Annotated in this window: 18 protein-coding genes; all 18 read right to left on the bottom strand. The window is 54.8% G+C overall.

Annotated elements, in window-relative coordinates; all coding sequences use genetic code 11:
- Window positions 1–2 precede the first annotated feature (2 nt).
- The 18 genes from rplX to rpoC all read right to left on the bottom strand — a co-directional run bounded on the left by rplX (window position 3) and on the right by rpoC (window position 14,617).
- Window positions 3–317, bottom strand: a complete 315-nt coding sequence (gene rplX / locus F6R97_RS17870) for a 50S ribosomal protein L24 (protein WP_003176416.1) — start codon at window positions 315–317, stop codon at window positions 3–5.
- An 11-nt stretch (window positions 318–328) separates the two neighbouring features.
- On the bottom strand, window positions 329–697 hold the full coding sequence (gene rplN / locus F6R97_RS17865) for a 50S ribosomal protein L14 (protein ID WP_002555479.1): 369 nt from the start codon (window positions 695–697) through the stop codon (window positions 329–331).
- A gap of 23 nt (window positions 698–720) precedes the next feature.
- Window positions 721–987, bottom strand: a complete 267-nt coding sequence (rpsQ, locus tag F6R97_RS17860) for a 30S ribosomal protein S17 (RefSeq protein ID WP_003176419.1) — start codon at window positions 985–987, stop codon at window positions 721–723.
- A gap of 2 nt (window positions 988–989) precedes the next feature.
- Window positions 990–1,181, bottom strand: coding sequence for a 50S ribosomal protein L29 (rpmC, locus tag F6R97_RS17855; protein WP_002555481.1), 192 nt, complete (start codon window positions 1,179–1,181; stop codon window positions 990–992).
- On the bottom strand, window positions 1,181–1,594 hold the full coding sequence (gene rplP, locus F6R97_RS17850) for a 50S ribosomal protein L16 (protein ID WP_007896757.1): 414 nt from the start codon (window positions 1,592–1,594) through the stop codon (window positions 1,181–1,183). The genes rpmC and rplP overlap by 1 nt, the downstream gene beginning before the upstream one ends.
- A gap of 12 nt (window positions 1,595–1,606) precedes the next feature.
- The gene (rpsC, locus tag F6R97_RS17845; RefSeq protein ID WP_003176422.1) at window positions 1,607–2,293 is read right to left on the bottom strand and encodes a 30S ribosomal protein S3; all 687 of its coding nucleotides are present in this window, start codon (window positions 2,291–2,293) and stop codon (window positions 1,607–1,609) included.
- Window positions 2,294–2,306: 13 nt separating this feature from the next.
- Window positions 2,307–2,639, bottom strand: coding sequence for a 50S ribosomal protein L22 (gene rplV / locus F6R97_RS17840; RefSeq protein WP_003103908.1), 333 nt, complete (start codon window positions 2,637–2,639; stop codon window positions 2,307–2,309).
- A gap of 13 nt (window positions 2,640–2,652) precedes the next feature.
- Window positions 2,653–2,928, bottom strand: a complete 276-nt coding sequence (rpsS, locus tag F6R97_RS17835) for a 30S ribosomal protein S19 (protein ID WP_002555486.1) — start codon at window positions 2,926–2,928, stop codon at window positions 2,653–2,655.
- A gap of 16 nt (window positions 2,929–2,944) precedes the next feature.
- The gene (gene rplB, locus F6R97_RS17830; RefSeq protein WP_003176423.1) at window positions 2,945–3,769 is read right to left on the bottom strand and encodes a 50S ribosomal protein L2; all 825 of its coding nucleotides are present in this window, start codon (window positions 3,767–3,769) and stop codon (window positions 2,945–2,947) included.
- A gap of 14 nt (window positions 3,770–3,783) precedes the next feature.
- Entirely contained in the window at window positions 3,784–4,083 is a 300-nt protein-coding gene (gene rplW / locus F6R97_RS17825; RefSeq protein WP_002555488.1) for a 50S ribosomal protein L23, read from the bottom strand.
- Window positions 4,080–4,682 carry a 50S ribosomal protein L4 gene (gene rplD / locus F6R97_RS17820; protein WP_007896707.1) on the bottom strand — a complete coding sequence of 201 codons (603 nt, stop codon included), beginning with the start codon at window positions 4,680–4,682 and terminating at the stop codon, window positions 4,080–4,082. Before rplD ends, rplW begins: the two co-directional genes overlap by 4 nt.
- Window positions 4,683–4,694: 12 nt before the next feature.
- Window positions 4,695–5,330 (bottom strand): 50S ribosomal protein L3, encoded by a 636-nt coding sequence (gene rplC, locus F6R97_RS17815; RefSeq protein ID WP_003186059.1) that lies wholly within the window; start codon window positions 5,328–5,330, stop codon window positions 4,695–4,697.
- An 80-nt stretch (window positions 5,331–5,410) separates the two neighbouring features.
- Window positions 5,411–5,722: a 30S ribosomal protein S10 gene (gene rpsJ, locus F6R97_RS17810; RefSeq protein WP_003186070.1), complete on the bottom strand. Its 312-nt coding sequence runs from the start codon at window positions 5,720–5,722 to the stop codon at window positions 5,411–5,413.
- A gap of 157 nt (window positions 5,723–5,879) precedes the next feature.
- Entirely contained in the window at window positions 5,880–7,073 is a 1,194-nt protein-coding gene (gene tuf / locus F6R97_RS17805) for an elongation factor Tu (RefSeq protein ID WP_007896660.1), read from the bottom strand.
- 31 nt (window positions 7,074–7,104) lie between these two features.
- Entirely contained in the window at window positions 7,105–9,210 is a 2,106-nt protein-coding gene (gene fusA, locus F6R97_RS17800; protein ID WP_038981309.1) for an elongation factor G, read from the bottom strand.
- A 30-nt stretch (window positions 9,211–9,240) separates the two neighbouring features.
- On the bottom strand, window positions 9,241–9,711 hold the full coding sequence (gene rpsG / locus F6R97_RS17795) for a 30S ribosomal protein S7 (protein WP_002555493.1): 471 nt from the start codon (window positions 9,709–9,711) through the stop codon (window positions 9,241–9,243).
- A gap of 118 nt (window positions 9,712–9,829) precedes the next feature.
- The gene (gene rpsL, locus F6R97_RS17790; protein WP_002555494.1) at window positions 9,830–10,201 is read right to left on the bottom strand and encodes a 30S ribosomal protein S12; all 372 of its coding nucleotides are present in this window, start codon (window positions 10,199–10,201) and stop codon (window positions 9,830–9,832) included.
- Between the two features lie 216 nt (window positions 10,202–10,417).
- Entirely contained in the window at window positions 10,418–14,617 is a 4,200-nt protein-coding gene (gene rpoC, locus F6R97_RS17785; RefSeq protein ID WP_038981300.1) for a DNA-directed RNA polymerase subunit beta', read from the bottom strand.
- Window positions 14,618–14,627 lie beyond the last annotated feature (10 nt).

Raw genomic sequence — 14,627 nt, 5'->3', positions numbered from 1 at the left:
GTTCAAGCATCAACCGCTTTTTGGGTCGACTTGAAGACACGAATTTTCTTGCCGTCTTCTACTTTAAAACCAACGCGGTCAGCCTTGTTGGTTTCGCCGTTGAAAATGGCGACGTTAGAAGCATCCAGCGGAGCTTCTTTTTCGACGATACCGCCCTGCACGCCCGACATCGGGTTAGGCTTGGTATGACGCTTAACCAGGTTCAGACCGCCAATAACCAAACGGTTGTTAGCGAGAACCTTAAGCACCTTACCGCGCTTACCTTTGTCTTTGCCGGCGATCACGATGATCTCGTCGTCACGACGAATCTTTTGCATGTCGGATCTCCTTACAGCACTTCTGGGGCGAGCGAGACGATCTTCATGAACTTCTCAGTACGAAGTTCACGGGTCACTGGCCCAAAGATACGGGTGCCGATCGGCTCTTGCTTGTTGTTCAGAAGAACAGCAGCGTTGCCATCAAAGCGGATAATGGAGCCATCAGCACGACGTACGCCGTGACGAGTGCGGACTACAACAGCAGTCATCACTTGGCCTTTTTTCACTTTACCGCGAGGAATTGCTTCCTTCACGGTAACCTTGATGATGTCACCGATACCAGCGTAACGACGATGGGAGCCACCCAGCACCTTGATGCACATAACACGGCGAGCGCCGCTGTTATCGGCCACATCGAGCATGGATTGAGTCTGAATCATATAATTTCTCCGACCCCTAGTCCTTAGACTTCCACAGCGCGTTCGAGAACATCAACCAGCGCCCAAGACTTGGTCTTGGCCAAAGGACGAGTTTCACGAATAGTGACTTTGTCGCCGATGTGGCACTGATTGGTTTCGTCGTGCGCGTGCAGCTTAGTCGAACGCTTAACGTATTTACCGTAGATCGGGTGCTTAACGCGACGCTCGATCAGAACGGTGATGGTTTTGTCCATCTTGTCGCTGACAACACGGCCAGTCAGCGTACGGACAGTTTTTTCGGCTTCAGCCATGATTACTTACCTGCCTGCTGGTTGAGCACAGTCTTCACGCGAGCGATGTCACGCTTAACTTGCGAGAGCAGATGAGACTGCCCCAACTGGCCAGTTGCTTTCTGCATACGCAGATTGAACTGGTCGCGCAGCAAGCCGAGCAGTTGCTCGTTCAGCTGCTGTGCGGATTTTTCACGAAGTTCATTCGCTTTCATCACATCACCGTCCGTTTAACAAAGGCGGTGGCGAGCGGCAGCTTTGCAGCAGCCAGGGCAAAAGCCTCACGCGCCAGCTCTTCAGAAACACCCTCGATTTCATACAGGACTTTGCCTGGCTGAATCTGGGCAACCCAGTACTCCACACTACCCTTACCTTTACCCATCCGAACTTCGAGTGGCTTTTTGGAAATAGGCTTGTCCGGGAATACACGGATCCAGATCTTGCCGCCACGCTTAACGTGACGGGTCAGAGCACGACGCGCTGACTCGATCTGACGAGCGGTGAGACGACCACGAGCTACAGACTTCAGCGCGAACTCGCCGAAGCTGACTTTGCTACCGCGCTGAGCCAGACCACGGTTGTGGCCTGTCATCTGCTTGCGGAACTTCGTACGCTTTGGTTGCAACATTTGGCGTACCCCTTACTTAGCAGCTTTTTTACGAGGCGCTGGTGCTTGTGGTTTCAGTTCTTCTTGGCGACCACCAATTACTTCGCCCTTGAAGATCCAAACCTTTACACCGATCACACCGTAAGTGGTGTGAGCTTCGTAGTTGGCATAGTCGATGTCGGCACGCAGGGTGTGCAGTGGCACACGACCTTCGCGATACCATTCAGTACGTGCGATTTCAGCACCGCCGAGACGACCGCTCACTTGGATTTTGATGCCTTTGGCACCAATGCGCATGGCGTTCTGAACAGCGCGCTTCATAGCGCGACGGAACATTACACGACGCTCCAGCTGCTGAGCTACGCTCTGCGCAACCAGCATACCGTCGAGCTCCGGCTTGCGGATCTCTTCGATATTGATGTGCACAGGCACACCCATTTGCTTGGTCAGGTCCTGACGCAGTTTCTCAACATCTTCACCCTTCTTCCCGATAACGATACCTGGACGAGCGGTGTGGATGGTGATACGTGCAGTCTGAGCCGGACGATGGATATCGATACGGCTTACGGACGCGCTTTTTAGTTTGTCTTGGAGATACTCACGCACCTTCAGATCAGCGAACAAATAGTCCGCATAAGTCCGACCGTCTGCGTACCAGACGGAGGTGTGCTCCTTGACGATTCCCAGGCGAATGCCAATGGGATGTACTTTCTGACCCATCTCTTCGACTCCGTTACTTGTCAGCAACCTTGACAGTGATATGGCAAGACCGCTTGACGATGCGATCAGCACGGCCTTTGGCACGTGGCATGATTCGCTTCAGCGAACGCCCTTCGTTGACGAAAACGGTGCTGACCTTCAGGTCATCAACGTCTGCGCCTTCGTTATGCTCGGCGTTGGCTACGGCCGACTCCAGCACTTTCTTCATGATCTCGGCGGCTTTCTTACTGCTGAAAGCCAACAGGTTGAGCGCTTCGCCCACCTTCTTCCCGCGGATCTGGTCGGCGACCAAGCGGGCTTTCTGGGCGGAGATTCGAGCGCCCGACAACTTAGCGGCTACTTCCATCGTTCCTTACCCCTTAACGCTTGGCTTTCTTGTCTGCCACGTGCCCACGATATGTGCGGGTACCGGCAAACTCGCCCAGTTTGTGGCCGACCATGTCTTCGTTCACGAGAACTGGAACATGTTGACGACCGTTATGCACTGCAATGGTCAGACCGACCATTTGTGGCAGGATCATCGAACGACGCGACCAGGTTTTAACTGGTTTGCGATCGTTCTTTTCCGCCGCCACTTCGATCTTCTTCAGTAGGTGAAGATCAATAAAAGGACCTTTTTTCAGAGAACGTGGCACTGTCGTATCCCTCTATTTACTTGCGACGACGGACGATCATTTTGTCGGTACGCTTATTACCACGAGTCTTCGCGCCCTTAGTCGGGAAGCCCCATGGCGATACCGGATGACGACCACCAGAGGTACGACCTTCACCACCACCATGTGGGTGGTCAACCGGGTTCATGGCAACACCACGAACGGTTGGGCGAACGCCACGCCAGCGTTTGGCACCAGCTTTACCCAGCGAACGCAGGCTGTGCTCGGAGTTCGAGACTTCACCCAGGGTCGCGCGGCATTCAGCCAGCACTTTACGCATCTCACCAGAACGCAGACGCAGGGTCACGTAGACACCTTCACGAGCGATCAGCTGAGCCGAAGCACCAGCGGAACGAGCGATTTGCGCGCCTTTACCTGGCTTCAATTCGATGCCGTGTACGGTGCTACCAACTGGAATGTTACGCAGTTGCAGAGCGTTGCCCGGCTTGATCGGCGCCAAAGCACCTGCGATCAGCTGGTCACCAGCACTCACGCCTTTAGGGGCGATGATGTAGCGACGCTCGCCATCTGCGTACAGCAGCAGAGCGATGTGAGCAGTACGGTTTGGATCGTATTCAATACGCTCGACAGTGGCAGAGATGCCATCTTTGTCGTTGCGACGGAAATCGACCAGACGATAATGCTGCTTATGGCCACCACCGATGTGACGAGTGGTAATACGACCATTGTTGTTACGACCACCAGTCTTCGATTTTTTCTCGAGCAGCGGTGCGTGAGGAGCGCCTTTATGCAGCTCCTGGTTGACCACCTTGACCACAAAACGGCGGCCAGGGGAAGTCGGTTTGCATTTAACGATTGCCATGATGCACCCCTTCCTTACTCAGCACTGCTGCTGAAATCGAGATCTTGGCCTGGCTGAAGGGAGATAACTGCCTTCTTCCAGTCATTACGCTTGCCCAGACCGCGAGCAGTGCGCTTGCTCTTACCCAAAACATTCAGGGTAGTAACACGCTCTACTTTCACGCTGAACAGGCTTTCGACGGCCTTCTTGATTTCCAGCTTGGTTGCGTCAGTTGCAACCTTGAAAACGAACTGGCCTTTCTTGTCAGCCAGAACCGTAGCCTTCTCGGAAACGTGCGGGCCAAGCAGAACTTTAAATACGCGTTCCTGGTTCATCCCAGCAGCTCCTCGAATTTCTTCACGGCCGACACGGTGATCAACACCTTGTCGTATGCGATCAGACTAACTGGATCGGAACCTTGCACGTCACGTACATCAACGTGTGGCAGGTTGCGAGCAGCCAGGTACAGGTTCTGATCAACCACTTCAGACACGATCAAGACGTCAGTCAGGCCCATGCCGGTCAGTTTGTTCAGCAGATCTTTGGTCTTCGGTGCATCAACAGCGAAGTCCTGAACCACAACCAGACGATCAGTACGCACCAGCTCAGCAAGGATGGAACGCATTGCTGCGCGATACATCTTCTTGTTCAGCTTCTGGGTGTGATCCTGAGGACGAGCTGCGAAAGTGGTACCGCCGCCACGCCAGATTGGGCTACGGATAGTACCGGCACGAGCACGGCCAGTACCTTTCTGACGCCATGGGCGCTTACCGCCACCACGAACGTCGGAACGGGTCTTTTGCTGCTTGCTACCTTGACGGCCGCCGGCCATGTAGGCCACGACTGCTTGGTGAACCAGCGTCTCGTTGAATTCGCCGCCAAATGTCAGTTCGGAAACTTCGATCGCTTGAGCGTCATTTACATTTAATTGCATGTCAGCTTCCCCTTAACCGCGAGCCTTGGCTGCTGGACGTACAACCAAGTTGCCGCCAGTAGCGCCAGGAACAGCACCCTTGACCAACAACAGATTGCGTTCAGCGTCCACGCGCACTACTTCGAGGGACTGCACGGTCACGCGCTCAGCGCCCATATGACCGGACATTTTTTTGCCCTTGAATACACGACCAGGAGTCTGGCACTGGCCGATAGAGCCTGGAACGCGGTGGGACACGGAGTTACCGTGGGTATTATCTTGCCCGCGGAAGTTCCAACGCTTGATCGTACCCTGGAAGCCTTTACCTTTGGACTGACCGGTTACATCAACCAGTTGACCAGCAGCGAAGATTTCAGCGTTGATCAGATCGCCGGCCTGGTACTCGCCTTCTTCAAGGCGGAATTCCATTACGGTACGACCAGCGGCAACGTTCGCTTTAGCGAAGTGGCCAGCCTGAGCAGCTGTAACACGCGAAGCACGACGCTCGCCTACAGTGACTTGCACTGCACGATAGCCATCGGTCTCTTCAGTTTTGAACTGGGTGACGCGATTCGGCTCGATCTCAATGACCGTGACCGGAATGGAGACACCTTCTTCGGTGAAAATACGGGTCATACCGCATTTACGACCGACTACACCAATAGTCATGTTGTAAACCTCATGAGTGTACGGGGCTTTCACCCGCTATGGCCGCCCATTTCAGAGCGTTACACGACTAAGACCGAGTCTTAGCCGAGGCTGATCTGCACTTCCACACCGGCCGCAAGATCAAGCTTCATAAGTGCATCAACGGTTTTATCCGTTGGCTGGACGATGTCCAGAACGCGCTTATGAGTACGGATCTCGTACTGGTCACGCGCGTCTTTGTTGACGTGCGGGGAGACCAGAACGGTGAACCGCTCTTTACGGGTAGGCAGTGGAATTGGACCACGCACTTGAGCACCAGTACGTTTCGCGGTTTCCACGATTTCCTGGGTGGATTGGTCGATCAGGCGATGGTCAAAAGCCTTCAACCTGATACGGATTTGCTGATTTTGCATTGGATTTCAGACTCCGGCTGCTATTCCCACCGAGCGCAATACGCCCGTTAAAAGGAGGCGCAATTCTATAGACGCCCCATATAGGTGTCAACCCAATAAAAAAGCCCCCGCTAAGCGGGGGCTTTTTCAACTCATCAAAGCTTACTCAAAAAAGAGCTTACTCGATGATTTTGGCTACGACGCCAGCGCCGACGGTACGACCGCCTTCACGGATAGCGAAACGCAGGCCGTCTTCCATTGCGATGGTCTTGATCAGGGTGACAACCATTTTGATGTTGTCGCCTGGCATTACCATTTCAACGCCTTCCGGCAGTTCGCAGTTACCAGTCACGTCAGTAGTACGGAAGTAGAACTGTGGACGGTAGCCTTTGAAGAACGGAGTGTGACGACCGCCTTCTTCTTTGCTCAGAACGTAGACTTCAGCTTCGAACTTGGTGTGCGGCTTAACCGAACCTGGCTTAACCAGAACCTGGCCACGCTCAACGTCGTCACGCTTGGTACCACGCAGCAGAACGCCGCAGTTCTCGCCAGCACGACCTTCGTCGAGCAGCTTACGGAACATTTCAACACCGGTGCAGGTGGTGACGGTAGTGTCACGCAGACCAACGATTTCCAGTGGATCCTGAACCTTGACGATACCGCGCTCGATACGGCCAGTTACAACAGTACCGCGACCGGAGATCGAGAATACGTCTTCGATTGGCATCAGGAACGGCTTGTCGATAACACGGACTGGATCTGGGATGTAGCTGTCCAGAGTCTCAACCAGTTTACGAACGGCAGTGGTGCCCATTTCGTTGTCGTCTTGGCCGTTCAGAGCCATCAGAGCCGAACCGATGATGATCGGAGTGTCGTCACCTGGGAAGTCGTAAGTGCTCAGCAGATCGCGCACTTCCATCTCAACCAGTTCCAGCAGCTCAGCGTCGTCAACCATGTCAGCCTTGTTCAGGAAGACAACGATGTACGGAACGCCAACCTGACGGGACAGCAGGATGTGCTCACGGGTTTGTGGCATCGGACCATCAGCGGCCGAGCAAACCAGGATAGCGCCGTCCATCTGAGCAGCACCGGTGATCATGTTCTTCACATAGTCAGCGTGACCTGGGCAGTCAACGTGAGCGTAGTGACGGATCAGCGAGTTGTATTCAACGTGCGCGGTGTTGATGGTAATACCACGAGCCTTTTCTTCCGGAGCGCTGTCGATTTTGTCGAAAGCAACAACGGCCGAACCGAAAACTTCGGAGCAGACGCGAGTCAGAGCAGCGGTCAGCGTGGTTTTACCGTGGTCGACGTGACCGATGGTGCCAACGTTGACGTGCGGGAGGGTACGGTCAAATTTTTCTTTAGCCACGACAATTAACTCCTAGCCTAAAGGGGCTGAATCAGCCTTGTTTTTTGGTAACAGTTTCGACGATATGCGACGGAGCTGTATTGTATTTTTTGAATTCCATAGAGTAGCTTGCGCGACCTTGGGACATGGAACGGACGTCGGTCGCATAACCGAACATCTCACCCAGCGGAACTTCGGCGCGAATCACCTTGCCGGAGACCGTGTCTTCCATACCCAGGATCATGCCGCGACGACGGTTAAGGTCGCCCATCACGTCACCCATATAGTCTTCAGGCGTAACAACCTCTACCGCCATGATCGGCTCAAGCAACTCACCACCGCCCTTCTGGGCCAGTTGCTTGGTTGCCATGGAAGCAGCCACTTTAAACGCCATCTCGTTGGAGTCGACGTCGTGGTAGGAACCATCAAACACGGTAGCCTTCAGGCCGATCAGCGGATAGCCGGCAACAACGCCGTTCTTCATCTGCTCTTCGATACCCTTCTGGATAGCCGGGATGTATTCCTTAGGAACCACACCACCCACTACTTCGTTCACGAATTGCAGACCTTCCTGACCTTCATCAGCCGGCGCAAAACGAATCCAGCAGTGACCAAACTGGCCACGACCGCCGGATTGACGAACGAACTTACCTTCGATTTCACAGTTCTTCGTGATGCGCTCACGATAGGAAACCTGAGGCTTACCGATGTTGGCTTCGACGTTGAACTCACGGCGCATCCGGTCAACCAGGATGTCCAGGTGCAACTCGCCCATGCCGGAGATGATCGTTTGACCAGTCTCTTCATCAGTCTTGACGCGGAAAGACGGGTCTTCCTGAGCAAGCTTGCCCAGAGCGATACCCATTTTTTCCTGGTCGTCCTTGGTCTTAGGCTCTACGGCAACCGAAATAACCGGCTCCGGGAAGTCCATGCGAACCAGGATGATTGGCTTGTCAGCGTTGCACAAAGTTTCACCAGTGGTGACGTCCTTCATGCCGATCAAGGCCGCGATGTCACCAGCGCGCACTTCCTTGATTTCTTCACGGGCGTTTGCGTGCATTTGCACCATACGACCCACGCGCTCTTTCTTGCCTTTAACCGAGTTGATCACGCCGTCGCCGGAGGCCAACACGCCCGAGTAAACTCGAACGAAGGTCAAGGTACCCACGAATGGGTCGGTAGCGATCTTGAACGCCAGAGCCGAGAACGGCTCGCTGTCGTCTGCGTGACGCTCCATTTCCTTGGTCTCGTCATCCGGGTCAGTACCCTTGATGGCAGGAATGTCGGTAGGAGCAGGCAGGTAGTCGATAACGGCGTCGAGAACCAGGGGAACACCCTTGTTCTTGAAGGAAGAACCGCAAACAGCCAGAACGATCTCACCAGCGATAGTACGCTGACGCAGAGCGGCCTTGATTTCCGCGTTGGTGAGTTCTTCACCTTCGAGGTACTTGTTCATCAGCTCTTCGCTGGCTTCGGCCGCAGCCTCAACCATATTGCCGCGCCACTCGTCAGCCAGTTCCTGCAGTTCAGCAGGGATAGGCTTGCGAACTGGAACCATGCCTTTGTCAGAGTCATTCCAGTAAACAGCTTCCATGGCCATCAGATCGATCTGACCCTGGAAGTTGTCTTCGGAACCGATGGCCAACTGGATTGGCACCGGAGTGTGACCCAGACGCTGCTTGATCTGACCGATCACGCGCAGGAAGTTGGCACCAGCACGGTCCATCTTGTTTACGTAAACAAGACGTGGAACGCCGTATTTGTTGGCTTGACGCCATACGGTTTCCGACTGAGGCTCAACACCCGAGGTGCCGCAGAACACAACGACCGCGCCGTCGAGAACACGCAGGGAACGCTCAACTTCAATAGTGAAGTCAACGTGGCCCGGGGTGTCGATGACGTTGAAGCGGTACTGGTCCTTGTGCTGCTTCTCGGAACCCTGCCAGAAGGCGGTAATAGCAGCAGAAGTAATGGTAATACCACGCTCCTGCTCCTGCACCATCCAGTCTGTGGTCGCGGCGCCGTCATGCACCTCGCCCATTTTGTGACTTTTGCCAGTGTAAAAAAGGACGCGCTCGGTGGTGGTGGTTTTACCAGCATCCACGTGAGCAACGATACCAATGTTACGGTAGCGGTTAATCGGTGTAGTACGAGCCATAAAGCCCTCGCAAAATTAGTGACGCTAAAATTAGAAGCGGTAGTGCGAGAAAGCCTTGTTGGCTTCAGCCATACGGTGCACGTCTTCACGCTTCTTAACTGCAGCACCTTTGCCTTCGGCAGCGTCCAACAGTTCGCCAGCCAAACGCAGAGCCATAGACTTCTCGCCGCGCTTACGGGCGAAGTCTACCAACCAGCGCATTGCCAGAGCGTTACGACGGGACGGACGAACTTCGACCGGAACCTGGTAAGTAGCACCGCCTACACGGCGCGACTTTACTTCGACCAGCGGAGCGATGGCGTCGAGAGCTTTCTCGAAGATTTCCAGGGGATCGCTGTTCTTGCGTTCTTTAACCTTTTCCAGCGCGCCATAAACGATACGCTCGGCAACGGCTTTCTTGCCGCTTTCCATTACGTGGTTCATGAACTTGGCCAGGATCTGGCTGCCGTATTTTGGATCGTCAAGCACTTCGCGCTTGGCTGCTACGCGTCTTCTTGGCATGGATAAGCCCTCAAACGGTCTTCAGGTTCGCTCGGAATCGGTGCCCTTTCGGGACGCCTCCGACCTTACTCTTATCGACTCAGAAAAATAGAAAATCAGTTTTTACAAAAAGCCACTACTACTTAGGCTTCTTGGTACCGTACTTCGAACGACCCTGGTTACGACCTTTAACGCCGGAAGTATCCAAAGAACCGCGTACGGTGTGGTAACGAACACCTGGCAAGTCTTTTACACGACCGCCGCGGATCAGTACCACGCTGTGCTCTTGCAGGTTGTGGCCTTCACCGCCGATGTACGAGGAAACCTCGAAACCGTTGGTCAGACGCACACGGCATACTTTACGCAGTGCCGAGTTAGGTTTTTTCGGCGTGGTGGTATACACACGGGTGCATACGCCACGACGTTGCGGGCAGTTCTGCAGCGCAGGCACGTCGGATTTCTCGACGATACGCTTACGCGGCTGACGTACCAGCTGGTTGATAGTTGCCATCTACTAGCTCCACTGTTGTCTTGCGACGCTATTGTCTTGCAAGAAAAGCAAAATGGCAGGAACGAATTCCCGCCAAATTTAGGGGTACAAGAGTCTAAAGAGGATCTTGCCCCCAGTCAAGGAAAGGCCCCGACCTCTCCGCTCATCCAACCTCGACAAATTGTCTCGATTCGATGAACGGAACGGCCAGGGCCTTACGCTCATTTACCGCAGAACTCAGTTACCGCTCGAGTTCAGTGCTTCGGTCAGTGCAGCTTCCACTTCACTGGCGCTTACGCGCAACGGTTTGTCAGCTTCACGGCGGCGCTTGCGCTCGCTGTGATAAGCCAGACCGGTACCCGCCGGGATCAAACGACCCACGACTACGTTTTCTTTCAGGCCGCGCAGGTAATCGCGCTTGCCGGTTACCGCCGCTTCGGTCAGCACGCGAGTGGTTTCCTGGAAGGAAGCCGCCGAGATGAACGATTCGGTGGACAACGACGCCTTGGTGATACCCAGCAGTACGCGAGTGAACTTGGAAACGAATTTCTCGTCGCCAGCCAGACGCTCGTTCTCTACCAGAACGTGAGTCAATTCCATCTGGTCGCCCTTGATGAAACTGGAATCGCCGGATTCAGCGATTTCAACTTTACGCAGCATCTGACGCAGGATGGTCTCGATGTGCTTATCGTTGATCTTCACGCCTTGCAGACGGTAAACGTCCTGGATCTCGTTCACGATGTACTTGGCCAGCGCACTCACACCCAGCAGACGCAGGATGTCGTGTGGATCGCTCGGACCGTCGGAGATAACTTCGCCGCGGTTTACCTGTTCGCCTTCGAAGACGTTCAGGTGACGCCACTTCGGAATCAGCTCTTCGTACGGATCGCTACCGTCGTTCGGGGTGATAACCAGACGGCGCTTGCCTTTGGTCTCTTTACCGAACGCGATGGTGCCGCTGACTTCAGCCAGAATCGAGGCTTCTTTCGGACGACGGGCTTCGAACAAGTCGGCAACACGCGGCAGACCACCGGTGATGTCACGAGTCTTCGAAGTCTCTTGCGGAATACGAGCGATAACATCACCGATCGCGATTTTCGCACCGTCCGCTACACCGACCAGGGCGTTAGCAGGCAGGAAGTACTGAGCAATTACGTCTGTACCCGGCAACAAGAGATCCTTGCCGTTGTCATCAACCATCTTCACAGCAGGACGGATATCTTTACCGGCAGCTGGACGGTCTTTGGCGTCGAGTACTTCAATGTTGGTCATACCGGTCAATTCGTCAGTCTGACGCTTGATCGTGATGCCTTCTTCCATGCCCACGTAGGTCACGGTACCTTTCATTTCGGTAACGATTGGGTGAGTGTGCGGATCCCACTTGGCCACGATTGCGCCAGCGTCGACCTTGTCACCTTCTTTAACCGAAATCACAGCACCGTACGGCAGCTTGTAACGCTCGCGCTCACGACCGAAGTCATCAGCGATCGCCAGCTCACCGGAACGGGACACAGCAACCAGGCAACCATCCACTCGCTCAACGTGCTTCAGGTTATGCAGACGGACGGTGCCGCCATTCTTCACCTGAACGCTGTCGGCTGCGGAGGTCCGGCTTGCCGCACCACCGATGTGGAACGTACGCATGGTCAGCTGGGTACCCGGCTCACCGATGGACTGGGCAGCGATAACGCCGACCGCTTCACCGATGTTCACCTGGTGACCACGAGCCAAGTCACGGCCGTAGCACTTGGCGCAAATGCCGTAGCGGGTTTCGCAGCTGATCGGCGAACGCACGATCACTTCGTCGATGCTGTTCAGCTCGATGAACTCGACCCACTTCTCGTCTACCAGCGTGCCGGCAGGAACGATGATTTCCTCGGTACCCGGCTTGAATACGTCACGGGCAATGACACGACCCAATACGCGCTCACCCAACGGCTCAACAACGTCACCGCCTTCAATGTGCGGAGTCATTACCAGGCCATGTTCGGTGCCGCAATCGATCTCGGTCACAACCAGATCCTGCGCCACGTCTACCAGACGACGAGTCAGGTAACCGGAGTTCGCAGTTTTCAACGCGGTATCCGCCAAACCTTTACGAGCACCGTGAGTGGAGATGAAGTACTGAAGTACGCTCAAACCTTCACGGAAGTTCGCGGTAATCGGCGTTTCGATGATGGAACCGTCCGGCTTGGCCATCAGGCCACGCATACCGGCGAGCTGACGGATCTGCGCAGCAGAACCCCGTGCGCCCGAGTCGGCCATCATGTACATCGAGTTGAAAGACTCTTGGTCGACTTCGACGCCATGACGGTCGATGACTTTCTCTTTCGAGAGGTTGGCCATCATCGCCTTGGAAACTTCGTCGTTCGCCTTGGACCAAAGGTCGATTACTTTGTTGTACTTCTCGCCCTGGGTTACCAGGCCGGAGGCGTACTGACTTTCGATCTCTTTCACTTCGTCGGTGGCTGCACCGATGATGCGGGCTTTTTCATCCGGGATAACGAAGTCGTTAACACCGATGGAAACGCCGGAGATGGTCGAATAAGCAAAACCGGTGTACATCAACTGGTCAGCGAAGATCACGGTCTCTTTCAAACCAACCACGCGGTAGCACTGGTTGATCAGCTTGGAGATCGCCTTTTTCTTCATCGGCTGGTTGACGACGTCGTACGACAGTCCAGGTGGAACAACCTGGAACAACAGCGCACGGCCGACAGTGGTGTCGACAATACGGGTGTTCTTGACGCTGCCACCATCACGATCGTTGACGGTTTCGTTGATCCGCACTTTGACCTTGGCGTGCAGTGCGGCTTCGCCGGCACGGAACACACGGTCAACTTCCTGCAGATCCGCGAACACACGACCTTCGCCCTTGGCGTTGATCGCTTCACGAGTCATGTAGTACAGGCCCAATACAACGTCCTGCGACGGAACGATGATTGGCTCACCGTTGGCTGGCGACAGAATGTTGTTGGTCGACATCATCAACGCACGCGCTTCCAACTGGGCTTCCAGTGTCAGCGGTACGTGCACGGCCATTTGGTCGCCGTCGAAGTCGGCGTTGTACGCAGCACAGACCAGAGGGTGCAGCTGGATAGCCTTACCTTCGATCAGTACCGGTTCAAACGCCTGGATACCCAGACGGTGAAGGGTCGGTGCACGGTTGAGGAGAACCGGGTGTTCGCGAATCACTTCAGCGAGAACGTCCCAAACCTCTGGCAGCTCGCGCTCGACCATCTTCTTGGCAGCTTTGATGGTGGTAGCAAGACCACGCATTTCCAGCTTGCCGAAAATGAACGGCTTGAACAGCTCGAGAGCCATCTTCTTCGGCAGACCGCACTGGTGCAGACGCAGGGTCGGGCCAACGGTAATTACCGAACGACCGGAGTAGTCAACACGCTTACCGAGCAAGTTCTGACGGAAACGACCCTGCTTACCCTTGATCATGTCAGCCAGGGATTTCAGAGGACGCTTGTTGGAACCGGTGATAGCGCGGCCACGACGACCGTTGTCGAGCAGTGCGTCGACAGCTTCCTGCAACATACGCTTTTCGTTGCGCACGATGATGTCCGGAGCGGACAGATCGAGCAGACGCTTCAAGCGGTTGTTACGGTTGATCACTCGACGATACAGATCGTTGAGGTCGGAAGTCGCGAAGCGACCGCCATCCAGCGGGACCAGTGGACGCAGATCTGGCGGCAGAACCGGCAGAACGGTCAGCACCATCCACTCTGGCAGGTTGCCGGAACCCTGGAAGGCTTCCATCAACTTCAGACGCTTGGACAGCTTCTTGATCTTGGTTTCGGAGTTGGTTTGCGGAATTTCTTCACGCAGGCGGCCAATCTCGTGCTCCAGGTCGATAGCGTGCAGCAGTTCACGGACAGCTTCGGCACCCATGCGGGCATCGAAATCGTCGCCGAACTCTTCCAGCGCTTCGAAGTACTGCTCGTCGTTGAGCAGCTGACCTTTTTCAAGGGTGGTCATGCCTGGATCGATAACGACATAGCTCTCGAAGTAGAGAACGCGTTCGATATCACGCAGGGTCATGTCCATCAGCAAGCCGATACGGGACGGCAGCGATTTCAGGAACCAGATGTGGGCAACTGGCGAGGCCAGTTCGATGTGCGCCATGCGCTCACGACGAACTTTTGCCAGCGCGACTTCAACGCCGCACTTCTCGCAGATCACACCACGGTGCTTCAAGCGCTTGTACTTACCGCACAGGCACTCGTAATCCTTTACCGGGCCAAAGATCTTGGCGCAGAACAGGCCGTCACGCTCAGGTTTGAACGTACGGTAGTTGATGGTTTCCGGCTTTTTAACTTCACCGAACGACCACGAACGGATCATCTCAGGCGATGCCAATCCAATACGGATGGCGTCGAACTCTTCGACTTGACCCTGGTTTTTCAGCAAATTCAGTAGGTCTTTCAAGGCCTTTCCT

The sequence above is a fragment of the Pseudomonas sp. JV414 genome (assembly GCF_032424305.1).
GTDB lineage: Bacteria > Pseudomonadota > Gammaproteobacteria > Pseudomonadales > Pseudomonadaceae > Aquipseudomonas > Aquipseudomonas lini.
Note: the sequence above shows the minus strand (reverse complement) of the source record. Positions and strands in the feature narration are given on the sequence as shown.